Genomic DNA, 22859 nt, shown 5'->3' with positions numbered 1-22859 from the left:
TGCAGTCGTCGGTGCGCATCGCCGGGTCCGATGTGGCGTCAGATACGGGCGGGGTACGGCGAAGGCCCCGCGCACCGGACGGGGTGCGGGGGCCTTCGTCACAAGAACTGTACTGCGAGCCCTACTTGGCGACGGCTCCGAAGGCCGGGATGACCGAGCCGTTGTACGTGTCCTCGATGTACTTCTTCACCTCGGGCGAGTTGAGGAGCTTGACGAGCTTCTGCACGCGCGCGTCCTTCTCGTTGCCCTCCTTGACGGCGAGGAAGTTGGCGTAGGGGTTGCCCTCCGCCTTCTCCACGGCGATGGCGTCCTTGGCGGGCGAGAGCTTGGCCTCGAGGGCGTAGTTGCCGTTGATGACCGCGGCGTCCACGTCGTTCAGGGCGCGGGGCACGGTGGCGGCCTCCAGCTCCTTGAACTCCAGGCCCTTCTTGTCCGTGATGTCGGAGAGCTTGGCGTTGGTGCCGACGCCGTCCTTGAGGGTGATGAGCCCGTTCTCGGCGAGCAGCTGGAGCGCGCGGCCGCCGTTGGTGGTGTCGTTGGGGACGGCGATGGTCTGGCCGGCCTTGATGTCGGAGAGGGCCTTGACCTTCTTGGAGTAGAGGCCGAGGGGCTCCAGGTGGACGTTGAACACCGGGACGATGTGGGTGTTGTTCTTCTTGTTGAAGTCGTCGAGGTACGGCTTGTGCTGGAAGAAGTTGGCGTCGACCTGGCCGGACTCGGTGGCGGTGTTCGGCAGGACGTAGTCCGTGAACTCCTTCACCTCCAGCTTCAGGCCCTCCTTCGCGGCGAGGTTGTCCTTGACGTAGTTCAGGATGTCGGCGTGCGGCGTCGGGGACGCGGCGACGACGAGCGGCTTGTCGGCGGAGCCGGCCGCGTCCTTGGCGGAGGACGGGTCCGACGCGGTGCCGCAGGCGGTGAGGCCGAGGGCGAGCGCGGTGGTGGCGGCGATACCGGCGGTGAGCTTGATGTTCTTACGCACGAAGAGTGCCTCTTTCCGGTGGTGCTGGTGGACGCCTGGACAACAAGTCCGGGCTCTTCTCCGATGGACGAAGTCTGGGGTGGCGCCTGGGTCAGGCGGTGCGTCCTCGGCGGGCGAGGAGACGCACGGCGAGGTCGCCGATGAGCTGGACCACGGTGACGATCGCGATCAGGACGACGACGGTGACCAGCATGAACTGGGTGTCGAAGCGCTGGTATCCGTAGGTGATGGCCTTGGAGCCGAGGCCTTCGCCGCCGACCGCGCCGGCCATCGCGGAGTAGCCGATGAGCACGATGACGGTGGTGGTGACGGCGGAGACAAGCGAGGGCAGGGCCTGGGGCAGGAGCACCTTGCGGATGATCGTCGTCACGGAGCCGCCCATGGACTGGACGGCCTCGACCAGGCCGTGGTCGACCTCGCGGATCGCGGTCTCGACGAGGCGCGCGAAGAACGGGATGGCGCCGATGGCGAGCGGCACGATCATCGCGGTGGGGCCGATGAAGGTGCCGACCACGAAGGTCGTGAAGGGGATCAGGGCGATCAGCAGGATGATGAACGGCAGCGAGCGGCCGATGTTCACGATCACGCCGACGACCTTGTTGACGACCGTGTTCTGCAGCAGGCCGCCCTTGTCGGTGAGGACGAGGAGGATGCCGAGCGGCAGTCCGCCGGCGATCGTCACGAGCGTGGCCCACAGGACCATGTAGAGGGTGTCGACCGTGCCCTGCTCCAGGAGGGGCTGCATCTCCGACCAGGTCACTTGGCACCTTCCTTGACGAGCAGGGGCGCCGCCTGGGGCGCGCTCCCGGGCGCGTTCTCCTCTTCGACGACGTCGACCTGGAGGCCCTGCTCGCGCAGGAAGCCGACGGGTACGACGTTCTCCTCGTAACGACCCGGCAGTTCGATCCGCATCCGGCCGATCTGGTTGCCGCCCACGGTGTCCATGGCGGCGCCGAGGATCGAGATGTCGATGTTGTACGTACGGGAGAGCTGGGAGATCACCGGCTGGGTGGCCGCCTCGCCGTGGAAGGTCACGTCGACGACGGTGCGGTCGGGTCCGGTGGCGGCGCCGCTGACCGGGAAGAGTTCGGCGGCGAGCTCGGAGCCGGGGGTGGCGAGCAGTTCGCTCACGGTGCCGGACTCGACGATCCGGCCCTTCTGCATCAGCGCGGCCGAGTCGCAGATCGTCTTGACGACGTCCATCTCGTGCGTGATGAGCAGGACGGTCAGGCCGAGCTGGCGGTTGAGGTCGCGCAGCAGCTGGAGGATGGAGCGGGTGGTCTCCGGGTCGAGGGCGCTGGTGGCCTCGTCGGAGAGCAGGACCTTGGGGTTGCCGGCCAGGGCGCGGGCTATGCCGACGCGCTGCTTCTGGCCGCCGGAGAGCTGGCCGGGGTAGGCCTTCGCCTTGTCGGCGAGGCCGACGAGGTCGAGGAGTTCCAGCGCGCGGCGGGAGCGCTCGGCGCCGGAGACGCCGAGGATCTCCAGGGGGAGTTCGATGTTGTCCTTCACCGTGCGGGAGGACAGCAGGTTGAAGTGCTGGAAGACCATGCCGATGCTGCTGCGGGCCCGGCGCAGGTCCTTGCCGGCGCGGCGGCCCGTGGCGGCGAGCGCGGTGAGGTCGACGCCGTCCACGGTGACGGTGCCGGAGGTGGGGCGCTCCAGGAGGTTGACGCAGCGGATGAGCGAGGACTTGCCAGCGCCGCTCTGGCCGATCACGCCGTACACCTCGCCCTCGCGGACGTGGAGGTCGACGCCGTCCAGAGCGGTGACCTGGCGGCCTCGCGACTCGTAGACCTTGGTCAGGCCCGTAGTGGTGATCACAGGGGTTTCCGTCACTGTCGAGTGCGCGGCGCGGGGTCCGCCGGGCACGGGGCATTCGTCGTTCGGACAGTCAGGCGCAGGGGGCCGGCTTCGGCGGGTCGGCCGGAAGGCGGCGCGTGCGCGGGGGCGGGCACGGTCCGGCGCCGGTTTCGGCGGGCGGATCGGCTCGGCCGTCGGGGTCTCGCTTCGGGGCGCGAGGCTCGGCGGGGGCCCTCAGAAGGCGCACATTCGACACATACAACGAGCACCGGGCGTCGTGATCGCCTCGGTCGCAAGGGTGCGGCTGCTCGTCGTGGTCATGTCTGCAAGTAAAGCACGCACCTGTTCCGCCGAATCGGGGGTGTCCGAATAGCGGACGTCGTTGAGACATCATGCGGACACCTCGTCCGGCCGTCACGCTCCGGCGGTGATCTCCTCTCCGCCGTCCGTGGCCTGCGCGGATACCTCCGACGGGTCGGTCACCGCGATGTCGGCGTCGAGCGCCGACCGGTGGTGGGTTGTGGTCAAGGCCACGGTCCGCGTGCCCGCGGCGCGACCGGCGGCGCGACCCGCAGGGGCGTCCTCGAAGACCGCGCAGGCGGCCGGGTCGACGCCGCGCCGGGCCGCCGCGCGCAGGAGAGGCCCGGGCCGGGTCTCGACCCTACGGGCGGGGTGGGGGGCGAGCGCATCGGGCCTTTTGGCCCGTAATACCCTCGGGCCCATGCTTGACGCCCTGACGGTCGCGGTCTCGGTGGCCGCGCTCGCCCTCGCCGCCTGGTGCGGCTTCGCCTTCACCCGCGACCAGCCGACCAAGGACTGGCACTTCATCGGCATGGCCGTGGTGACGCTCCTCGCACTCGTGCAGCTGGTCGTCGGCATCGTGCAGCTGTCGCGGGGCGAGAAGGCCGAGGAGGGCGCGACGATCTTCGTCGCCTATCTCCTGGGCTCGCTGTGCGCGGTGCCCGCGGCCGCGTTCATGTCGCTCAGCGAGCGGAGCCGGTGGGGCTCGGCGACGGTGGCGGCGAGCGGTGTCGTCCTCGCGGTTCTCGAGGTACGTCTCTTCGACATCTGGACGGTGGGCTGATGAGCGCGACCGAGGGAGCGGGCCGTCTGGTCACGGGCCCCGGCATGCTGCTGGTGTGGCTGTACGGCGTGATGTCGGTCGGCGCGGTCTCGCGCTCGATCTACCAGATCGCGACCGAGTTCGACCGGGCGCCGCTCGCGTACGCACTGTCGGCGGTGGCGGCCGTGGTGTACGCCTTCATCACGTACACCCTGGTCAGGGGCGGGGAGACGGCCCGCAGGGCGGCGCTGGTGTGCTGCGCCGCCGAGCTGGTGGGCGTGCTGACCGTGGGGACCTGGACGCTCGTCGACCCGTCAGCGTTCCCCGACGCCACGGTCTGGTCGGAGTACGGCTACGGCTACATCTTCATCCCGGTGCTCCTGCCGCTGACCGGGATCTGGTGGCTGCGGCGCTCGCGGGCGAGCGCCTAGGCATCGGCCCGGGACCGGGTACCGGCCCCCTTGCTAGGCGGCCTTCTCCAGGGTGACGAGCGTGAGCCGGGGGCCGATCTCGCGCGCCGCGACCTGTTCGTACCCCTTGCTGCGGTAGAGCCGCAGGTTGCCCTCGCTGCGGTGGCCGGTGAAGAGCTGGTAGCGCTTGGCGGCGGGGGCGGGATCGCCTGCGAACCGGCTCTCGATGGCGTCAAGCAGCCGGCCGCCGAGACCGTGGCGCTGCATGCGCGGGTGGACGATGAGCTTGGCGATCCGTACGGTGCCCGCCTCGTCGGCCCGGGCGCGTACGGAGGCGACGATCTCGTCGCCGAGGCGTGCCACGAGCGCGGGCCCCTGGGCCAGTTCGGCCCGGAGGGCGTCCAGGGTCTGGGTGAGGGGCTCGATCGAGTAGTCGCCGTAGAGCTCCGCCTCGCTCTGGTAGCAGAGGTACTGCAGCTTGAGTATGTGCTCCGCGTCCTGCGCGTCCGCGGCTGAGATGGTCACGCTCATGCCCATGTGTGCATGCCTCCCGCTCACCTGGTCCATCGGTCGGTCTCCCGCACCCTTCCCCTCGGGGTCGTCGCGGGAACCTCTGAGGCCAGCATTCTGCGCAGGCATCCCAGGCACCGGGAACGCATCGGCCCCAGACTGCCCTGTGAGATACCCAACTCCCCTGCGATTTCCCGGTAGGTGGGGTCGGCCGGATCGAGCATCGCGGTGAGCAGACGGGGGCAGTGGCCGGGGGTCCGGCGTACGGCGGCGCGTACGGCGCGGCGGCGTTCGGTCGTCAGGGCGGTGCTCTCGGGCGAGTCGTGCGGCTCGCCGGCCTCCTCGCCGCGGTAGGGGCGTTCCCGCAGGGCGGCGCGGCGGGCGCGGCGGGCCTCGGCGCGGACGGCCCGGCGGAGCCAGTCGGCGGGGCGGGTGGGCGCGGCGTCGTCCCTCAGCCGTTCGAGCAGCCTGAGCCAGACGGCCTGTTCGAGGTCGCTCGCCTCGACACCGGCGGCGGACGCCTCGGCGTTCGACTCGGCCGCGAGGAGGGGGGCGAGCGTGCGGAGAAGGTGGGGGTGGGTCATGTCCCGCACGACGGCCCGCCGTCGCGGGTGGTTGCCGGACGGCACGTAAACCACTCGCGTGGGTGCCGTTCCCCATGCGTTGCGCCCACCCGTTCCGCCCTGCGGGACGGGTGGGCGCAGCAGGCGCAGGCCCTACAGGTCCGACACCGCCAGCAACGCCGTGTCCGGGTTGTCGGAGAAGATGCCGTCGATGCCCGTCGCCAGATAGGTCTTCAGCGCGCCGAAGACGTCTCCGTAGGTGTTCGGGTCGGTGCCGCGGCGGAACTCGGCCGGCAGGAAGCTGTTCTCGTTGCGCTGGGTGTACGGGTGGAGGATCAGGCCCTGCGCGTGGGCGTCGCGCACCAGGGTGGTCGGGGTGCCGAGGCGTCCGCTCGCGTCCCGCGGGATGACCAGGTCGAGGGTGGGTCCGATGCCCTGCGCGTACGAGGCGATCCAGCGCAGGCCGGCGGGCGTGACCAGGTCGGAGACGGTGCGCGGGTCGCCCGCCTGGACGAAGTCCCAGGGGCGGCTGCCCGCGGCCGAGAGGAGCACGACGCGCGGGGAGTTCACCAGCTTCGCGAGCCGCTGGATGCTGCTGGGCTCGAAGGACTGCAGGAAGACCGGGGAGTCGGCGCGGTGGCGGCCGTACCGGCGCAGCAGCGTGGCGAGGCGGTCCTCCAGGCCGAGGCCGAGGGAGCGGAAGTAGGTGGGGTGCTTGGTCTCGACGTGCAGCCAGACGTCGCGGCCACGGCGGCGGCCCTCGCGGTCGGCCCAGCGCAGCACCTCCTCGAACGTCGGGACCTGCCAGCGGCCGTCGTACAGCGTGTTCCGCTGGCGGGTGCCCGGGATGCGCTCCTTGGCGCGGAGGGTCTTGAGCTCGGCGAGCGTGAAGTCCTCGGTGAACCAGCCGGTGTACGACACTCCGTCGACGGACTTGGTGGTCCTGCGGGAGGCGAACTCGGGGTGGTCGGCGACATCGGTCGTACCGGTGATGTCGTTCTCGTGGCGGCAGACCAGGTGGCCGTCCTTGGTGGGGACGAGGTCCTGCTCGATCACGTGCGCGCCGAGGTCCAGGGCGAGCTGGTAGGAGCCGAGGGTGTGCTCCGGGCGGTATCCGCTCGCGCCGCGGTGGGCGATGACGGTGGGGACGGGGAGGGAGCGGTGGCCGTGCCCGCGGCCGGCACCGCTCGCCTCGGCGGCCTGGGCGGTGCCGGCGGCGAGGACCGAGGAGGCGCCGAGGACGGCTGCTCCCGCCACACCCGTGACCGCCGCGCCGGCCGCGCCGAGGACGGTCCGCCGAGCCGGGCTGCCAAGCTCACCCTGTGTCATGAAGGCTCCTTCGATGTGATGTCCCGCACCTGTCAAACGACGCTCCGACCGTAGGCAGTCGCACCCTCCATGCGGCAGACGCTGGTAGAACATGGCGGAAACACACGTCAACACTGTGTATCCACTCGATGAACCCGATGTGCGCACGACCGTGACCCGCGAGTATCGTCCTCACCTGCACGGCCCCCGTACGCGCCGCCCGTTCCCGACACCGGAGGAACCGTTGTCCCGTCTCGCACTCATCAAGGCAGTGCTCGGACCGATCCTGCGTCTGATGTTCCGCCCACGTGTGGAAGGCGTCGAGAACATCCCCGGGACGGGGCCGGTGATCCTGGCGGGCAACCACCTCACCTTCATCGACTCGATGATCATGCCGATCTGTACGGACCGCCCGGTCTTCTTCATCGGCAAGGACGAGTACGTCACGGGCAAGGGCTTCAAGGGCCGCCTGATGGCCTGGTTCTTCACCAGCGTCGGCATGATCCCGGTGGACCGCGACGGCGGCCGGGGCGGTGTCGCGGCCCTGATGACCGGCCGCCGCGTCCTGGAGGAGGGCAAGATCTTCTCCATCTACCCGGAGGGCACCCGCTCCCCCGACGGCAGGCTCTACCGGGGCCGTACCGGCATCGCGCGGCTGACGCTGATGACCGGCGCGCCGGTGGTGCCGTTCGCGATGATCGGCACCGACAAGATCCAGCCGGGCGGGGCGGGGCTGCCCCGGCCGGGCCGGGTCACGGTCCGCTTCGGCGAGCCGATGGAGTTCTCGCGGTACGAGGGGATGGACCGGGACCGCTATGTGCTGCGGGCCGTGACGGACTCGGTGATGTCCGAGGTCATGCGGCTGTCTGGCCAGGAGTACGTGGACATGTACGCCACGAAGGCGAAGGCCGCGTAACCGTCACGACGTGAAGGAGGGGCCCCGCCCGGCGAATCGCCGGGCGGGGCCCCTCTTCGTGACCGACGCCCACGGATGCGCGTCAGTGCTCGATGCCGTCCTCCAGTCTCTGGCCCTTCAGGAGGAACCAGGCCGCGGCCGCCGTCCCGAGGAGGACCGCCGCGCCGACGCCCGCCGCGATGTTCAGGCCGTCGACGAAGGCGTCCTGGGCGGTGGAGACCAGGCCGCCGGCCGTGGCGGGGTCGAGGCCCGCGGAGGCCTCGAAGGCGCCGCCGAGCGAGTCGTGGGCAGCGGCCGCGGCGTCCGCGGGCACACCCGCCGGGGCCGTGAAGCCCTGGTAGACGCCGGTGACGATCGAGCCGAGGAGCGCGATGCCCAGCGCCGCGCCCAGTTCGTACGCCGTCTCGGAGACGGCGGAGGCCGAACCCGCCTGCTCCTTGGGCACGCTGGAGAGGATCACGTCGGCGGTGACGGTGAACGAGAACCCGGCGCCGAGGCCGACGACGAGCAGGGCCGCGCCGAGCAGCGGATAGCCGGTCTCCTTGTGGACCAGGGTGATGGCCGCGAGCGCGAGTCCGATCGCGCCGAGACCGCCGGTCACGACGGCTCGTACGGAGAACCGCCGGGCGTACCGGCCGGCGATCAGACCCGTGACCACCGCGCCGATGGCGGCGGGCAGTTCGGCCAGGCCGGCCTCCAGCGGGTCACGCCCCTGGACGAGCTGCAGGAACTGGGAGAGGAAGAAGACCAGTCCGGAGAGTCCGAAGACGGTGAGGAGGTCCGCGAGGACCGCGCCCGAGAAGCCGCGGTGCTTGAAGAGCCGCATGTCGAGCAGGGGCGCGGTCAGTGTGTGCTGCCGACGCACGAAGGCGTACAGGGCCGCGGCGCCGACGACGGCGGCCGCGCCGACCTCCCATGTCAGGCCGTGCGAGGCGACCTCCTTGACGGCGTACACGACGCCGATGACACCGACGAGCGAGAGCCCGACGCTGACGAGGTCCCAGGGGCCGGCGACCGGGTTCTTGGACTCGGGCAGCAGCTTGATGCCGACGAGGACCAGAACGGCCATCACGGGCAGGTTGATGAGGAAGACCGAGCCCCAGTAGAAGTGCTGGAGCAGCGCTCCGCCGACGACCGGACCGACGGCCGCGCCGGCCGAGGCGGTGGCGCCCCAGATGCCGATGGCGAGGCTGCGCTCCTTGGGGTCGTGGAAGATGTTCCGGATCAGCGCCAGGGTCGACGGCATCAGGGTCGCGCCGGCGACACCGAGGAGCGCGCGGGCCACGATCATCATCTCGGGACTGGTGGCGTACGCGTTGAGCACCGAGACGGCACCGAAGGCGGTCGCACCGATCAGGAGCAGCTTCTTGCGGCCGATCCGGTCGCCGAGGGAGCCCATGGAGACCAGCAGGCCGGCGATCACGAACGAGTAGATGTCGCCGATCCACAGCAGCTGCGTACCGGAGGGCTTGAGGTCCTCGCTGAGGGAGGGCGTCGCGAGACCGAGTACGGTGGCGTCCACCGCGACCAGCAGGACGGCCAGGACGAGTACCGAGAGCGCGAGCCAGCGGCCGGGGCTCTTCACCTCCGTCTCCGCCGTCGGGCTCGTCTGCAGGGTCCTGCTCATTTCTCCACGCTCCGTCGTGCGCCGCCGAGCAGCAGCTCGGTGATCATGTACTGAAAGTCGTTGCCGGCGACCCGCCCGTCCATCACGGACCAGGCGCAGGCCGAGACGAGGCCGTAGAGGGCCTCGGTGAGCCACGCGGGGCTCAGGTCGATCCGGAAGGTGCCTTCCTCCTGGCCGCGTCTGAAGAGCGCGCTGACCCTGGCGTCGAGCCGGGCCCAGCCCTCGTCGACGTCGTCGCCCTCGAAGAGCTGGTTCTCGGTGACGAGGAAGGCCAGCAGCGGGGCGTTGGGCTCGGTTTCCGCGACGAGCCGCCGCAGCGCCTCGTCTGCCGGGCCCTCGTCGAGCCGTGCGGCGTCGCACGCGGCCTCGAACTCCACGAGGCCCATCGCCTCCAGCGCCCTGACCAGCGCGTCCCGCCCGGCGAAGTGCCGGTGCAGGGTGGCGCGGCCGATCCCCGCGGCCCGGGCGACCTCGTCCATGGTGGCGGTCGACTTCCGGGAGAGCAGGGCGGCAGCGGAGCGGAGCACCTGGGTGCGGTCGACTGACATGAGACGAACATACACCGAATGAGACATGGATGTCTCATTCGATAAATCAACGCCTCACACGGAGGCGAGAAGGAATGCTGTGGACATGACGAAGCCCCTGCTGCTGATCGATGTGGACGGCCCGCTGAACCCCTATGCGGCACAGCGGGAGCGTCGTCCGCAGGGCTACGCCACGCACCGGATGCGTCCGAGCGCCTGGACCGAGCCGAAGCCGCTGCGGGTATGGCTGAACCCGGCGCACGGGGTCGAGCTGCTCGCGCTCGCGCAGGCGTACGAGCTGGTCTGGGCGACGACCTGGAAGGGTGAGGCGAACGACTGGATCGGGCCGCGGATCGGGCTGCCGGAGCTGCCCTTCGTCGACTGGCCCCAGATGCACGGAAAGGCCCCTCGCGGGACCTTCTGGAAGACGCAGTACATCCTGGAGTACGCGGCGGGGCGGCCGTTCGCCTGGATCGACGACGACATCACGTCGTACGACCGCGCGTACGTGGAGCGGAACCACCTCGCCGCCGCCCTGTTGCTGCGCGTCGACGAGCGGATCGGGCTGACCCGGCCGGACTTCGACGCGCTCGCGGAGTGGGCGGCGGCGCTGTGATGCTTCTGGGGGCTACTTCTTGGCGGTGGCCCAGGCGTGCTGGATCACCAGATCGGCCTTGACCTCGATCAGCTGCGCGGCGACCGCCGACGGGGCCGTACCGCCCCGGCCGTCACGGGAGGCCAGCGCACCCGGCACGTTGAGGACCGTGCGGACCTCGGGGGTCAGGTGCTCGGAGATCTTCACGAACTGGTCGTCCGTGAGCTCGTCCAGCTCCTTGCCCTCCGCCTCGGCGACCTTCACGCACTCGCCGGCCACCTCGTGCGCCACCCGGAACGGCACACCCTGCTTGACCAGCCACTCGGCGATGTCGGTCGCGAGCGAGAAGCCCGCCGGGGCCAGCTCCTCCATGCGCTCCCGGTTGACGGTGAGCGTGGCCATCATGCCGGTGAAGGCGGGGAGCAGGACCTCCAGCTGGTCGCAGGAGTCGAAGACCGGCTCCTTGTCCTCCTGGAGGTCGCGGTTGTAGGCGAGCGGCAGGGCCTTGAGCGTGGCCATCAGTCCGCTGAGGTTGCCGATGAGGCGGCCGGACTTGCCCCGGGCCAGCTCGGCGATGTCCGGGTTCTTCTTCTGCGGCATGATTGACGAGCCGGTGGAGAAGGCGTCGTGGAGGGTCACGAAGGAGAACTCCTTCGTGTTCCAGATGATGATCTCCTCCGCGATACGGGAGAGGTTGACCCCGATCATCGCGGTGATGAAGGCGAACTCGGCGACGAAGTCGCGCGAGGCCGTGCCGTCGATGGAGTTGCCCGACGAGCCCCGCTCGAAGCCGAGGTCCTTGGCGACCGCCTCCGGGTCGAGCCCGAGGGAGGAGCCGGCCAGGGCGCCGGAGCCGTACGGAGAGACCGCCGTACGGGTGTCCCACTGCCGCAGCCGCTCGGCGTCCCGGGAGAGGGCCTGGACGTGGGCGAGGACATGGTGGGCGAAGAGCACCGGCTGGGCGTGCTGGAGGTGCGTGCGGCCCGGCATCGCGACGTCCGGGTGCGCCTCGGCGAGGCCGACGAGGGCGTCCTGGAGGTCGGCGACGAGCCCGCCGATGATCCGGGCGTGGTCGCGCAGGTACATCCGGAAGAGGGTGGCGACCTGGTCGTTGCGGGACCGGCCGGCGCGCAGCTTGCCGCCGAGGTCGGGGCCGAGGCGCTCCAGGAGTCCCCGCTCCAGGGCGGTGTGGACGTCCTCGTCGGCGATGGTGCCGACGAAGGAGCCGTCGGCGACGTCGGCCTCCAGCCGGTCGAGGCCTTCGAGCATGCGCGTCAGCTCGTCCTCGGTGAGCAGCCCCGCCTTGTGGAGCACGCGCGCGTGGGCGCGGGAACCGGCGATGTCGTAGGGGGCCAGCCGCCAGTCGAAGTGGACCGACGCGGACAGCTTCGCGAGGGCCTCGGCCGGCCCGTCGGCGAAACGGCCGCCCCAGAGCCGGACGTCACCGTTGTTGCTGCTCACAGCTACTGCTCCTCAGGAGGTGGATAACAGGCCGCCTCCCCGGTCCCTGCGGTGGGGAGGCGGCTGTGGAACGAATCGTGGTCAGGCGAGGTCACGCCGTGCGGCGATCTTCGCGGAGAGCGCGAAGATGTCGATGAAGCCCTGCGCCTTGGACTGGTCGAACGTGTCGCCCGAGTCGTAGGTCGCGAGGTTGAAGTCGTACAGCGACTCCTCGGACCTCCGGCCGGTGACGACGGCGCGCCCGCCGTGCAGGGTCATCCGGATGTCTCCGGTGACGTGCTGGTTCGCCTCGTGGATGAAGCCGTCCAGGGCGCGCTTGAGCGGGGAGAACCAGAGGCCGTCGTAGACCAGCTCGCCCCAGCGCTGCTCGACCTGCCGCTTGTAGCGGGCCAGCTCGCGCTCGACGGTGACGTTCTCGAGCTCCTGATGGGCGGTGATCAGGGCGATCGCGCCGGGAGCCTCGTAGACCTCACGGGACTTGATGCCGACGAGCCGGTCCTCGACGATGTCGATCCGGCCGACGCCCTGGGCTCCGGCGCGCTCGTTGAGCTGCTGGATCGCCTGGATGACGGTGACGGGCGTGCCGTCGAGCGCGACCGGGACGCCCTCCTTGAAGGAGATGACGACCTCGTCGGCCTCGCGCGGGGTGGCCGGGTTCGCGGTGTACTCGTAGATGTCCTCGATCGGCGCGTTCCAGATGTCCTCCAGGAACCCGGTCTCGACGGCGCGCCCGAAGACGTTCTGGTCGATGGAGTACGGGGACTTCTTGGAAGTCGCGATGGGGAGCCGTGCCTTCTCCGCGAAGGCGATGGCCTTGTCGCGGGTCATGGCGTAGTCGCGGACCGGGGCGATGCACGTCAGGTCGGGGCCGAGGGCCTGGATGCCGGCCTCGAAGCGGACCTGGTCGTTGCCCTTGCCGGTGCAGCCGTGGGCGACGATGCCGGCGCCGTGCTTCCTGGCGGCGGCCACGAGGTGCTTGACGATGGCGGGGCGGGAGAGGGCGGAGACCAGCGGGTACCGGTCCATGTACAGGGCGTTGGCCTTGATCGCCGGGAGGCAGTACTCGTCGGCGAACTCGTCCTTGGCGTCGGCGACCTCGGCCTCGACGGCGCCGCAGTCGAGGGCGCGCTTGCGGATGACGTCCAGGTCCTCGCCGCCCTGGCCGACGTCGACGGCGACGGCGATGACCTCGGCACCGGTCTCCTCGGCGATCCAGCCGATGGCGACGGAGGTGTCCAGGCCGCCGGAGTAGGCGAGTACGACACGCTCGGTCACGGGCTTCTCCTTACCTTGCAAGCGCTGATATGCATGAGTATGCATAACTCCGTATGTTTCGTCAATGCAGCCGGAAAACCGCTGGCCGGAGACGTGACGACTTCCCTAGGCTCCGCCCGTGAGGGACTGGGAAGAAGAAGCAGCCGCACGACTGGCCGCCGGAGCGGCACTCGCCGACGCACTGGACGTGCGGTCCGCGACGGCATGGATCTCGCTGGACCAGGGCGTGCGGGAGGAGATCCGCTGGGGCCGGATCAAGGCTCCCAGCCACGCCTGGCTGACCGGGCGCCGTCTGCACTGGGACTGGAACAGCCCCCTTCCTACGTGGAACCCGTCTCGTACTCCGCCCAGTACCTCCGCACTCGCCCTGGCGCTCTGCGACCCCGACGGCCGGGTCCGCGAGGCGGCCCTCGACCGGGCCTGGGACACCGCTCCCCTGTTGCCCCTGGTCGCGATCCGCTGCGCGGACTGGGTCGGACCGGTACGGGAGCGGGCGCGGGACGTGCTGCGAGCCGCGCTGCCCGGTGTGGGCCCTTCGGCAATGACCGTTCTCGCGGCGGTGATCCTGCGGATCTCCGGTCGGTCACGCGGCGACGCGGCGCGGGCCGCGCTGGAGAGGGCGCTGCTCGGGGGCGGCACCGCCGTGCTCGAGGCCATGCTCACAAGTGAGGACCGGGCGACGCGGCGGCTCGCCCATCGGGTGGCCGTCGCACGCGGTCACTTCCCCGGGGAACGTCTGGCCGCGATCGCGGCGACGGACGGCGACGTCGTCATCCAGGACATCTGCTCCGAGGCCGCCCTGGCCACCACCGGCCCCCGCACTACCGATGCCGTCCTGCTCGCCCTGCTCGGATCCCGTCAGGGCCGCGTACGGTCCGCCGGCGTCACGGCTCTGCACCGTTCCGGTCGGAACGGAGAGGCCGAACGGTTCCTCTTCGACCGGTCCGGCCTCGTGCGGGCGTGCGCCCGCTGGGTCCTGCGCCAGGCCGGTACGGATCCCCGGGCGGTGTACCGCGCCCGCTGCGCCGGCGACAGCGTTCCCGACCACGCGCCGCTCGGCCTCGCCGAGTGCGAGGCGCGGCAGGCCGCCGTACCGCTGCTGTGGGAGCTGACGCGGCACCCCGCGCCCGGCGTCCGCGCCTCCGCCGTCGCGGGGCTGTGCGTCGTGGACGCGGTCGACGCCGTGCGGCTCCTTCCCCTCCTCGACGACCCGTCCCCCCGCGTCGTACGGGCGACGTCGACGGCACTGCTGCCGCACGTGGACCGGCTGCCCGCCGCAGAGTTGAGGCACCGCACCTCGGCCGGCAGGCCGTCACACGAGCGGAAGGCCGCCCTGCGGCTCCTGCAGGCTCAGGGCGGGCCCGACTGCCTGGAAGCGGCGCGCGCGCTCACCGACGACCCGGATCCGGAGATCGGCGCACGGGCCCGCCGCATGATCGGGCAACCACTCGCGCCTGCCCAGGAGGGGCCGCGAAGGCACTGAACTCCCGGGAGCAGAATGAGGGCATGGGAAAGACGTACGAACGCATCGACGGACGACTCCGCGCCTTCATCGAGGCGCAGCCGGTCTTCTTCACCGCCACCGCTCCGCTCGACGCCGACGGCACGGTCAACCTCTCCCCCAAGGGCGTCACCGGCTCTTTCGCCGTCGTCGACGAACAGACCGTCGCCTACCTCGACTTCGCCGGATCCACCGCCGAGACCGTCGCCCATCTGCGGGAGAACGGCCGGATCACCCTCATGTGGTGCGCCTTCCAAGGGCCCCCGAACATCGTCCGGGTGCATGGACGGGGCGAGCCGGTGTTCCGCGACGACCGCCGGTGGGAGGGGCTCATGGCGCACTTCCCCGGCGTCGACGTCACGCAGCACGGCCTGCGCGCGATCGTCGTCGTCACGGCGGAGACGATCAGGGACTCCTGCGGCTACGGGGTGCCTTTCATGACGTACGACGAGGACCGCGACCTGCACGCCAGGCGGTTCGCGCGGGAGGACGACGCCTCGCTGAGCGCGTACTTCGGGAAGAAGGAGCACATCGCGACCAGCATGGACGGGCTTCCGGGCCTGCCGCTCCCGTTGCCGCCGCTGCCGGGTCGCTGAGGCCGCACGCACGTCGCCGCCGGCACGAGGATCGTGCCGGCGGCGAGCGGAGCTTCCCTGGACCGCTAGCGGTCGTTCTGGGCCAGCCGCAGCAGGTGGTCGGCGAGCGCCTGGCCGCCCAGCGGGTCGCGGGAGATCAGGAGCAGGGTGTCGTCGCCCGCGATCGTGCCGAGGATCGCGTGGAGTTCGGCCTGGTCGATGGCCGACGCGAGGAACTGGGCCGCGCCCGGCGGGGTCCTCAGGACCACCAGGTTGGCGGAGGCCTCGGCGGAGATCAGCAGCTCGCCGGAGAGGCGCCGCATGCGCTCCTCCTTGGCGGACTCGCCGAGCGGCGCCTGCGGGGTGCGGAAGCCGCCCTCGCTGGGGACCGCGTAGATCAGCTCGCCGCCCGTGTTGCGGATCTTCACCGCGCCGAGCTCGTCGAGGTCGCGGGAGAGCGTCGCCTGGGTGACGCTCAGCCCGTCGTCCGCGAGGAGCTTGGCGAGCTGGCTCTGGGAGCGGACCGGCTGCCGGTTGAGGATGTCGACGATCCTGCGGTGGCGGGCGGTACGGGTCTGCGGAACGGACGGTCCTCCCCCGGGCTCCGCCTGGGGGGACGCCCAGTGCTCGGTTTCCTGCGCGTCGGTCATCGTCGTCTCATTCTCCGGTTCGTCCTTCCCCGTTCACCGCTCCGTCGAGGACCCCGGGGAGGGCCGCGAGGAACGCGTCCACTTCAGTGTCTCCGATGATCAGCGCCGGCATGAGCCGAACGACATCGGGGGCGGGCGCGTTCACCAGGAGACCGGCGTCCTGAGCCGCCTGCTGCACCTGGGGCGCGAGGGACTCGGTGAGCACGATACCCAGCAGGAGGCCCGCACCACGGACGTGGGAGACCAGCGGGTGGCCCAGTCCCTCGATTCCGCTGCGCAGCTTCTCGCCGAGCCGCTTCACCTCGTCCAGCGTTCCATGGGCCGCGAGGGTGTCGATCACGGCGAGTCCGGCGGCGCAGGCGACCGGGTTGCCGCCGAATGTCGTGCCGTGGTGGCCGGGCTTGAAGAGCTCGGCCGCCTCGCCGAAGGCGACGGTCGCACCGAGCGGCAGACCGCCGCCGAGGCCCTTGGCCAGGGTCACGATGTCGGGGTCGACACCCTCGTGGCCCTGGTGCTCGAACCAGTGGCCGGTCCGCCCGATGCCCGTCTGGACCTCGTCGAGGACGAGCAGGGTGCCGGTGGCGCGGGTGATCTCGCGAGCGGCCTGGAGATAGCCGACGGGCGGCACGACGACGCCGTTCTCGCCCTGGACGGGCTCGATGATCACCAGCGCGGTCTCCTCGGTGACCGCGGCGCGCAGGGCCTCGACGTCTCCGTACGGGACGTGGCTGACGTCGCCCGGGAGCGGCAGGAACGGGGTCTGCTTGCCGGGCTGCCCGGTGAGGGCGAGCGAGCCCATGGTCCGGCCGTGGAAGCCGCCCTGGGTGGCGACCATGTGCGTGCGGCCGGTCAGCCGGCCGATCTTGAAGGCGCCTTCGTTGGCCTCGGCGCCGGAGTTGCAGAAGAAGACCCGGCCGGGCCGGCCGAAGAGCTGGAGCAGCCGCTCGGCGAGCGCGACGGGCGGTTCGGCGACGAAGAGGTTGGAGACGTGGCCGAGCGTCGCGATCTGCCGCGACACCGCCTCGACGATCGCCGGATGGGCGTGGCCGAGCGCGTTGACGGCGATGCCGCCGACGAGGTCGAGGTACTCGGCTCCGTCGGCGTCCCAGACCTTGACCCCCTCGCCGCGTACCAGGGACAGCTTCGGCGTGCCGTAGTTGTCCATGAGCGAGCCCTGCCACCGCCGGCTCAGTTCCGCGTTGCCCGGTTCCGTGTCGCTCACTTCGTGCCCCCCGTCGGCTCGTCGGGCACGACCATGGTGCCGATGCCCGAGTCGGTGAAGATCTCCAGCAGGATCGAGTGCTGGACGCGCCCGTCGATGACCCGGGCCGTGGTGACCCCGTTCCGTACCGCGTGCAGACAGCCCTCCATCTTGGGGACCATGCCGCTGGACAGCTCGGGGAGCAGCTTCTCCAGCTGGCTCGCGGTGAGCCGGCTGATGACCTCGTCGCTGTGGGGCCAGTCCTCGTAGAGGCCCTCGACGTCGGTCAGGACCATCAGGGTCTCGGCGCCCAGCGCCGCAGCGAGAGCCGCAGCCGCCGTATCAGCATTGACGTTGTAGACATGTCCGTCGTCCTCGGAGCGGGCGATGGAGGAGATGACCGGGATGCGGCCGTCCTCCAGGAGCGCCTCGATGGCGCCGGTGTCGATGGCGGTGATCTCGCCGACCCGGCCGATGTCGATCTGCTCGCCCTCGATCAGCGGCTGGTGCCGGGTGGCGCTGATGGTGTGCGCGTCCTCGCCGGTCATGCCGACGGCGAAGGGTCCGTGCTGGTTGAGCAGCCCGACGAGCTCGCGCTGGACCTGGCCCGCCAGGACCATCCGTACGACGTCCATGGCGTCCTCGGTGGTGACGCGCAGGCCGGCCTTGAACTCGCTCACGATGCCGTGCCGGTCGAGCGCGGCGCTGATCTGCGGGCCGCCGCCGTGCACGACGACCGGCTTGAGGCCGGCGTGGCGCAGGAAGACGACGTCCTGGGCGAAGGCCGCCTTGAGCTCGTCGTCGATCATGGCGTTGCCGCCGAACTTGATGACGACCGTCTTGCCGTGGTGGCGGGTCAGCCAGGGCAGGGCCTCGATGAGGATCTCGGCCTTGGGGAGCGCGGTGTGCTTACGGGTTCCGGTCATGACGAGTAGGCGCTGTTCTCGTGGACGTAGTCCGCGGTGAGGTCGTTGGCCCAGATGACGGCGGTCTCGGAGCCGGCGGCGAGGTCGGCGGTGATGGTGACCTCCCGGAAGCGCATGTCGACGAGGTCGCGGTCCTCGCCCACCGAGCCGTTCCTGCAGACCCAGACGCCGTTGATGGCGACGTTCAGCCGGTCCGGGTCGAAGGCGGCGGCGGTCGTGCCGATGGCGGAGAGCACCCGGCCCCAGTTGGGGTCCTCGCCGTGGATGGCGCACTTGAGGAGGTTGTTGCGGGCGATGGAGCGGCCCACCTCGACGGCGTCGTCCTCGGTCGCGGCGTTGACCACCTCGATACGGATGTCCTTGCTCGCGCCCTCGGCGTCGCCGATGAGCTGGCGGGCCAGGTCGTCGCAGACGGCCGTCACGGCCTCGGCGAACTCGTCCTGGGCGGGCGTGACGCCCGAGGCGCCGGAGGCGAGCAGGAGGACGGTGTCGTTGGTGGACATGCAGCCGTCGGAGTCGACCCGGTCGAAGGTGACCTTGGTGGACCGGCGCAGCGCGGCGTCGAGGTCCTTGCTCTCGACGTCGGCGTCGGTCGTGAGGACGACGAGCATGGTGGCGAGGCCGGGAGCGAGCATGCCCGCGCCCTTGGCCATGCCGCCGACCGTCCAGCCGTCCTTGGTGACGACGGAGGTCTTGTGGACGGTGTCGGTGGTCTTGATGGCGATGGCGGCCTTCTCGCCGCCGTACTCGGAGAGCTCACCCGCGGCCTTCTCCACGCCTGCCAGGACCTTGTCCATGGGGAGCAGCAGACCGATGAGGCCGGTCGAGGCGACGGCGACCTCGCCGGCGCCGATCTCCCGGCCCCGCGCGCCGAGGACCTCGGCGACCTTCTCGGCCGTCGCGTGGGTGTCCTGGAAGCCCTGGGGGCCCGTACAGGCGTTGGCGCCACCGGAGTTGAGGACGACGGCCGCCAGCTCGCCGCCGGTCAGGACCTGCTGCGACCACAGGACGGGCGCGGCCTTGACGCGGTTGGAGGTGAAGACGCCCGCGGCGGCGCGGCGGGGCCCGTCGTTGACCACGAGGGCCAGGTCCGGGTTGCCGTTCTCCTTGATTCCGGCGGCGATGCCCGCTGCCGTGAATCCCTTCGCTGCGGTGACGCTCATGGAGCGACTCCAATCGTGGAAAGTCCGGTGTCCTCAGGGAGCCCGAGGGCGATGTTCATGCTCTGCACCGCGCCGCCCGCGGTGCCCTTGGCCAGGTTGTCGATGGCGCTGATCGCGATGATCCGGTGGGTCGCCGGGTCGTGGGCGACCTGGACCTGAACGGCGTTGGAACCGTATACGGACGCCGTGGCGGGCCACTGCCCCTCGGGGAGCAGATGGACGAAGGGCTCGTCCGCGTAGGCCTTCTCGTACGCGGCGCGCACGGTCTCGGCGGTGACGCCCGGCTTCGCCTTGGCGGAGCAGGTGGCGAGGATGCCGCGGGACATGGGGGCGAGGGTCGGCGTGAAGGAGACCTCCACCCGTTCGCCGGCCACGGCGCTGAGGTTCTGGATCATCTCGGGGGTGTGCCGGTGGCCGCCGCCGACGCCGTACGGGGACATCGAACCCATGACCTCGCTGCCGAGCAGGTGCGGCTTGAGGGCCTTGCCCGCGCCGGAGGTGCCGGTGGCGGCGACGATCACCGCCTCGGGCTCGGCGAGGCCGCTCCCGTACGCGGGGAGGAGCGCGAGCGAGACGGCGGTGGGGTAGCAGCCGGGAACCGCGATGCGCTTGGACCCCTCCAGGGCGGCGCGGGCACCCGGCAGTTCCGGGAGGCCGTAGGGCCAGGTGCCGGCGTGCGGGGAGCCGTAGAAGGTCTCCCAGTCGGCGGAGTCCGCGAGCCGGAAGTCGGCGCCCATGTCGACGACGAGGACGTCCGGACCGAGCTGCTCGGCGACGGCGGCGGACTGCCCGTGCGGAAGCGCGAGGAAGACGACGTCGTGTCCGGCGAGCGCCTCGGGGGTGGTCGGCGCGAGGACCCGGTCGGCGAGCGGCACCAGATGCGGCTGGAGCGCGCCGAGCCGCTGACCGGCGTTGGAGTGCCCCGTCAGGGCCCCGATCTCGACGTGCGGGTGGGCGAGGAGCAGACGCAGAAGCTCACCACCCGCATACCCGCTCGCGCCTGCCACTGCTGCTCGTACCGTCATCGGAACCTCCTCCATCGATGGCATGACTATACGCAGCTCCGCAGTTTTATGCAAAGCTGGTCGCCGTCCCGCCAGAGCGCTTCGCCCTCATTGCGCGGATAGTCTGAGAAGCGTGATCGAGTCTGGACGGCTGCGGCTCCCTCGGCGCTCCGGCCGGGGGTGGTTTGTGCGGCTGTCGCCGGTCATTCTGACCGTGGTGATCGCCAGCCTGGCCTACGCCACTCCGCCGGAGATGGCCTTCAGCCGCCTCCTGCCCGCGGCGCCGGCCCTCGCCGCGTCCATGTGGCCGGTCCTCCCCACCGTGCTGCTCGGGACGGTCTGCCTCCTGCTGATGATCGGCCTCAGCCTCGTCTTCCCCGACCTCGGCACGTGGTGGACGTGCGCCGGGATCGTCGGGGTCACCGTGGCCGCCGCGTACGGGAGCCACGTCCGGCTCCAGCGCGAGCGCACCCTCTTCCAGGTGCGGCTGGTCGCCGACGCGGCGCAGCAGGTGGTGCTGAGCCCCATGCCGCGGCGCTTCGCGAACGTCGAGATCGAGTCGCTGTACCTGGCGGCGGCGGCGGAGGCCCGCATCGGCGGGGACTTCTACGAGGTGGTCGACACCCCGTTCGGGGTCAGGATGCTCATCGGCGACGTACGGGGCAAGGGACTGCCGGCCGTCGGGGCGGCAGCGGCGATCGTCAACGCCTTCCGGGAGGCGGCGTACGGCGAACCCGACATGGTCGACATCGCGCGCAGGCTGGACGCCAGCAGCAGCCGCTACAACGCCGCCTTTCCCCCCGACGGGTCGATGGAGCGCTTCGCCACCGCCCTGCTCGTGCAGGTCCCGCACGAGGGGAGCCGTATCGACATCCTCAACTGCGGGCACCCGCCGCCCCTGCTGCTGAACCGCGCGCGACTCCGCGCTCTCGAGTCCGCCGCCCCCTCGCCCCTGCTCAGTCTCGCCGAGCTGATCGGGGATCACTACAGCGTCGACACCTTCGACTTCACCCCCGGCGACCTGCTGCTCCTCTACACCGACGGGGTCGCCGAGACCCGTGCCCGCGACGGGGAGTTCTTCCCGCTGGCGGCCTGGATGCGCCGGCAGCCGCCGACACCGCCGGGCGAGCTGCTCACGGCGCTCCACCGCGACCTCCTCCGGCACAGCAGAGGACGCCTCGACGACGACATCGCCGCGCTCGCCGTACGCCTGCGCGAGCCCGGCCCCAAGCCCCACGCCGCCGGTTCCGACGGGTAGGTCTCCCCTGCGGACCTGGACCGGACCGCGTCGTGGACCGGGGCAGCGGTGGACCGGGTCAGCCGGCCGCGGCGCCGAACCACGTGGGCAGGTGGCGCACGAGGTCCTGCTGGTCCTCGCCCACCCAGGCCACGTGCCCGTCCGGGCGCAGCAGTACCGCGGGAGCGTCCAGTTCCTCGCTGACGTCGACGACGTGATCGACCCGGTCCGCCCAGCCGTCCACCGAGAGGCGTCCGGTCTGGTCGAGGAGCAGGCCGCGGCCGTCGCGCGTCAGCTCGTAGAGCCGGCCGCCCTTCAGCCGCACGTCCCGCAGCCGCCGGCCGAGCAGTTCGTGGCCCTCGCCGAAGTCGTAGCGGATCCCGATGCCGGTGATCTTCTCGATCAGGTACCGGTTCACCTCGTCGATGCGCGTCAGCTCCGCCATCAGCCGGCGCACCGCCTGGGCCCCCGGCTCGGTGGACATCAGCTCCATCTGCGCGCGCGTGTTGTCCAGCACCTCGGAGGCCACCGGGTGACGCTCCGTGTGGTAACTGTCGAGGAGACCCTCCGGCGCCCAGCCGACGACCTCGGCGGCCAGCTTCCAGCCGAGGTTGAACGCGTCCTGGATGCCGAGGTTGAGCCCTTGGCCGCCCGTGGGCGGGTGGATGTGGGCCGCGTCGCCCGCCAGCAGCACACGGCCGCTCCGGTAACGCTCGGCGAGCCGGGTGGCGTTGCCGAAGCGGGAGAGCCAGCGCGGGGAGTGCGCCCCGAAGTCGGTGCCGCCGTAAGCCCGGAGCTGCTGCCTGAACTCCTCCAGCGTCGGCGCGGTCGTACGGTCCTCGGCCACCCCCTCGGCGGGCACGATGACGCGGTACGTCCCGTCCGCCTGTCGCATGGCGCCGAACCTCAGGTGGGTCTTGCGGACTTCGGCCATCACGGCCGCCAGCTCCTCGGGCGACGCGGTCAGCTCCATCTCGCCCAGCAGCGTCTCGACCGTCGAGGGTTCGCCGGGGAAGTCCACGCCGAGCAGCTTGCGCACCGTGCTGCGGCCACCGTCACAGCCCACGAGGTAGCGCGAGCGGAGCCGGTCGCCGCCGGCCAGTTCGACGGTCACGCCGTCCTCGTCCTGGCTCAGCCCGACCAGTTCGCAGCCGCGCCGGATCTCGGCGCCGAGTTCGGTGGCGCGCTCGGCCAGCAGGCGCTCGGTGATCTGCTGCGGGATGCCGAGGACGTACGAGTGCGCCGTGTCCAGCCGCTCCGGCCAGCTGTCGCTGAGACCGGCGAAGAAACCCCCGGCCGTGATCTGCTGGCCGAGCGGGAGGAACCGCTCCAGCAGACCGCGCTGCTCCATCACCTCGATGCTGCGCACGTGCAGCCCCTGTGCACGGGACTGCACGGTGGGCTCCGTCTCCTTCTCCAGCACGGCCACCCGCACCCCGTGCAGCCGCAGCTCGGCGGCGAGCATCAAGCCCGTCGGCCCACCGCCGGCGATGATCACGTCCATCATTCGAAAAACCGCCCCACTCGCCCGTTCACGTCTCTGGCCGGCCGCTGCTCCGCACACCCGC

At 71.1% G+C, this 22859-nt stretch carries 23 protein-coding genes; 7 read left to right on the top strand and 16 right to left on the bottom strand.

Going from position 1 to position 22859, the window contains the following annotated elements; all coding sequences use genetic code 11:
• Positions 1-121: 121 nt before the first annotated feature.
• The 3 genes from ACF1G2_RS20850 to ACF1G2_RS20840 form a co-directional block, all read right to left on the bottom strand.
• The gene (locus tag ACF1G2_RS20850; protein WP_391799695.1) at positions 122-979 is read right to left on the bottom strand and encodes a MetQ/NlpA family ABC transporter substrate-binding protein; all 858 of its coding nucleotides are present in this window, start codon (positions 977-979) and stop codon (positions 122-124) included.
• Positions 980-1070: 91 nt separating this feature from the next.
• Positions 1071-1739 (bottom strand): methionine ABC transporter permease, encoded by a 669-nt coding sequence (locus ACF1G2_RS20845; RefSeq protein ID WP_391799694.1) that lies wholly within the window; start codon positions 1737-1739, stop codon positions 1071-1073.
• Complete coding sequence (locus ACF1G2_RS20840; protein ID WP_391799693.1) at positions 1736-2800, bottom strand: methionine ABC transporter ATP-binding protein; 1065 nt, start codon at positions 2798-2800, stop codon at positions 1736-1738. The genes ACF1G2_RS20845 and ACF1G2_RS20840 overlap by 4 nt, the downstream gene beginning before the upstream one ends.
• Before the next feature lie 700 nt (positions 2801-3500).
• Between ACF1G2_RS20840 and ACF1G2_RS20835 the strand changes: the two genes are divergently transcribed.
• Positions 3501-3863 carry a hypothetical protein gene (locus ACF1G2_RS20835; RefSeq protein ID WP_391799692.1) on the top strand — a complete coding sequence of 121 codons (363 nt, stop codon included), beginning with the start codon at positions 3501-3503 and terminating at the stop codon, positions 3861-3863.
• Positions 3863-4273 (top strand): hypothetical protein, encoded by a 411-nt coding sequence (locus tag ACF1G2_RS20830; protein ID WP_391799691.1) that lies wholly within the window; start codon positions 3863-3865, stop codon positions 4271-4273. The genes ACF1G2_RS20835 and ACF1G2_RS20830 overlap by 1 nt, the downstream gene beginning before the upstream one ends.
• Positions 4274-4306: 33 nt before the next feature.
• Here ACF1G2_RS20830 and ACF1G2_RS20825 read toward each other — a convergent pair whose 3' ends face one another.
• From ACF1G2_RS20825 to ACF1G2_RS20815, 3 genes are all read right to left on the bottom strand, one after another.
• On the bottom strand, positions 4307-4789 hold the full coding sequence (locus tag ACF1G2_RS20825) for a GNAT family N-acetyltransferase (RefSeq protein ID WP_391799690.1): 483 nt from the start codon (positions 4787-4789) through the stop codon (positions 4307-4309).
• A gap of 17 nt (positions 4790-4806) precedes the next feature.
• Positions 4807-5346: a sigma-70 family RNA polymerase sigma factor gene (locus tag ACF1G2_RS20820; protein WP_391799689.1), complete on the bottom strand. Its 540-nt coding sequence runs from the start codon at positions 5344-5346 to the stop codon at positions 4807-4809.
• A 132-nt stretch (positions 5347-5478) separates the two neighbouring features.
• Positions 5479-6654 (bottom strand): glycerophosphodiester phosphodiesterase, encoded by a 1176-nt coding sequence (locus ACF1G2_RS20815; protein WP_391799688.1) that lies wholly within the window; start codon positions 6652-6654, stop codon positions 5479-5481.
• Positions 6655-6877: 223 nt separating this feature from the next.
• Between ACF1G2_RS20815 and ACF1G2_RS20810 the strand changes: the two genes are divergently transcribed.
• Complete coding sequence (locus ACF1G2_RS20810; protein WP_352186489.1) at positions 6878-7549, top strand: lysophospholipid acyltransferase family protein; 672 nt, start codon at positions 6878-6880, stop codon at positions 7547-7549.
• Positions 7550-7631: 82 nt separating this feature from the next.
• Here ACF1G2_RS20810 and ACF1G2_RS20805 read toward each other — a convergent pair whose 3' ends face one another.
• Both ACF1G2_RS20805 and ACF1G2_RS20800 read right to left on the bottom strand, forming a co-directional pair.
• Positions 7632-9176, bottom strand: coding sequence for an MFS transporter (locus tag ACF1G2_RS20805; protein WP_391799687.1), 1545 nt, complete (start codon positions 9174-9176; stop codon positions 7632-7634).
• The gene (locus ACF1G2_RS20800; protein ID WP_391799686.1) at positions 9173-9724 is read right to left on the bottom strand and encodes a TetR/AcrR family transcriptional regulator; all 552 of its coding nucleotides are present in this window, start codon (positions 9722-9724) and stop codon (positions 9173-9175) included. The genes ACF1G2_RS20805 and ACF1G2_RS20800 overlap by 4 nt, the downstream gene beginning before the upstream one ends.
• Before the next feature lie 85 nt (positions 9725-9809).
• Between ACF1G2_RS20800 and ACF1G2_RS20795 the strand changes: the two genes are divergently transcribed.
• The gene (locus ACF1G2_RS20795) at positions 9810-10319 is read left to right on the top strand and encodes an HAD domain-containing protein (protein WP_391799685.1); all 510 of its coding nucleotides are present in this window, start codon (positions 9810-9812) and stop codon (positions 10317-10319) included.
• 12 nt (positions 10320-10331) lie between these two features.
• Here the strand turns inward: ACF1G2_RS20795 and argH are convergent, their stop codons facing one another.
• Entirely contained in the window at positions 10332-11759 is a 1428-nt protein-coding gene (gene argH / locus ACF1G2_RS20790; protein ID WP_391799684.1) for an argininosuccinate lyase, read from the bottom strand.
• 81 nt (positions 11760-11840) lie between these two features.
• On the bottom strand, positions 11841-13034 hold the full coding sequence (locus tag ACF1G2_RS20785) for an argininosuccinate synthase (protein ID WP_391799683.1): 1194 nt from the start codon (positions 13032-13034) through the stop codon (positions 11841-11843).
• 118 nt (positions 13035-13152) lie between these two features.
• Between ACF1G2_RS20785 and ACF1G2_RS20780 the strand changes: the two genes are divergently transcribed.
• Complete coding sequence (locus ACF1G2_RS20780; protein ID WP_391799682.1) at positions 13153-14517, top strand: hypothetical protein; 1365 nt, start codon at positions 13153-13155, stop codon at positions 14515-14517.
• A 23-nt stretch (positions 14518-14540) separates the two neighbouring features.
• Entirely contained in the window at positions 14541-15131 is a 591-nt protein-coding gene (locus tag ACF1G2_RS20775) for a pyridoxamine 5'-phosphate oxidase family protein (RefSeq protein WP_391799681.1), read from the top strand.
• 65 nt (positions 15132-15196) lie between these two features.
• Here the strand turns inward: ACF1G2_RS20775 and ACF1G2_RS20770 are convergent, their stop codons facing one another.
• From ACF1G2_RS20770 to argC, 5 genes are read right to left on the bottom strand one after another with little or no spacing between them, the layout of a single operon-like run.
• Entirely contained in the window at positions 15197-15760 is a 564-nt protein-coding gene (locus tag ACF1G2_RS20770) for an arginine repressor (RefSeq protein ID WP_391799680.1), read from the bottom strand.
• A 7-nt stretch (positions 15761-15767) separates the two neighbouring features.
• The gene (locus ACF1G2_RS20765; protein WP_391799679.1) at positions 15768-16982 is read right to left on the bottom strand and encodes an acetylornithine transaminase; all 1215 of its coding nucleotides are present in this window, start codon (positions 16980-16982) and stop codon (positions 15768-15770) included.
• Positions 16979-17887 (bottom strand): acetylglutamate kinase, encoded by a 909-nt coding sequence (argB, locus tag ACF1G2_RS20760; RefSeq protein ID WP_391799678.1) that lies wholly within the window; start codon positions 17885-17887, stop codon positions 16979-16981. Before argB ends, ACF1G2_RS20765 begins: the two co-directional genes overlap by 4 nt.
• Positions 17884-19050: a bifunctional glutamate N-acetyltransferase/amino-acid acetyltransferase ArgJ gene (gene argJ, locus ACF1G2_RS20755; RefSeq protein WP_391799677.1), complete on the bottom strand. Its 1167-nt coding sequence runs from the start codon at positions 19048-19050 to the stop codon at positions 17884-17886. Before argJ ends, argB begins: the two co-directional genes overlap by 4 nt.
• Positions 19047-20075: an N-acetyl-gamma-glutamyl-phosphate reductase gene (argC, locus tag ACF1G2_RS20750; RefSeq protein WP_391799676.1), complete on the bottom strand. Its 1029-nt coding sequence runs from the start codon at positions 20073-20075 to the stop codon at positions 19047-19049. The genes argJ and argC overlap by 4 nt, the downstream gene beginning before the upstream one ends.
• A gap of 112 nt (positions 20076-20187) precedes the next feature.
• Between argC and ACF1G2_RS20745 the strand changes: the two genes are divergently transcribed.
• Complete coding sequence (locus ACF1G2_RS20745; RefSeq protein ID WP_391799675.1) at positions 20188-21312, top strand: PP2C family protein-serine/threonine phosphatase; 1125 nt, start codon at positions 20188-20190, stop codon at positions 21310-21312.
• 58 nt (positions 21313-21370) lie between these two features.
• On the opposite strand, the gene rox is transcribed toward ACF1G2_RS20745, so the two are convergent.
• Positions 21371-22798 (bottom strand): rifampin monooxygenase, encoded by a 1428-nt coding sequence (rox, locus tag ACF1G2_RS20740; RefSeq protein WP_391799674.1) that lies wholly within the window; start codon positions 22796-22798, stop codon positions 21371-21373.
• Between the last annotated feature and the right edge of the window lie 61 nt (positions 22799-22859).

Origin of the sequence: Streptomyces sp. NPDC013457 (assembly GCF_043089925.1) — a bacterium.
In the GTDB taxonomy this organism is placed as follows: domain Bacteria; phylum Actinomycetota; class Actinomycetes; order Streptomycetales; family Streptomycetaceae; genus Streptomyces.
The sequence above is the reverse complement of the archived record's forward strand: the minus strand, read 5'-3'. Positions and strand labels throughout refer to the sequence as shown.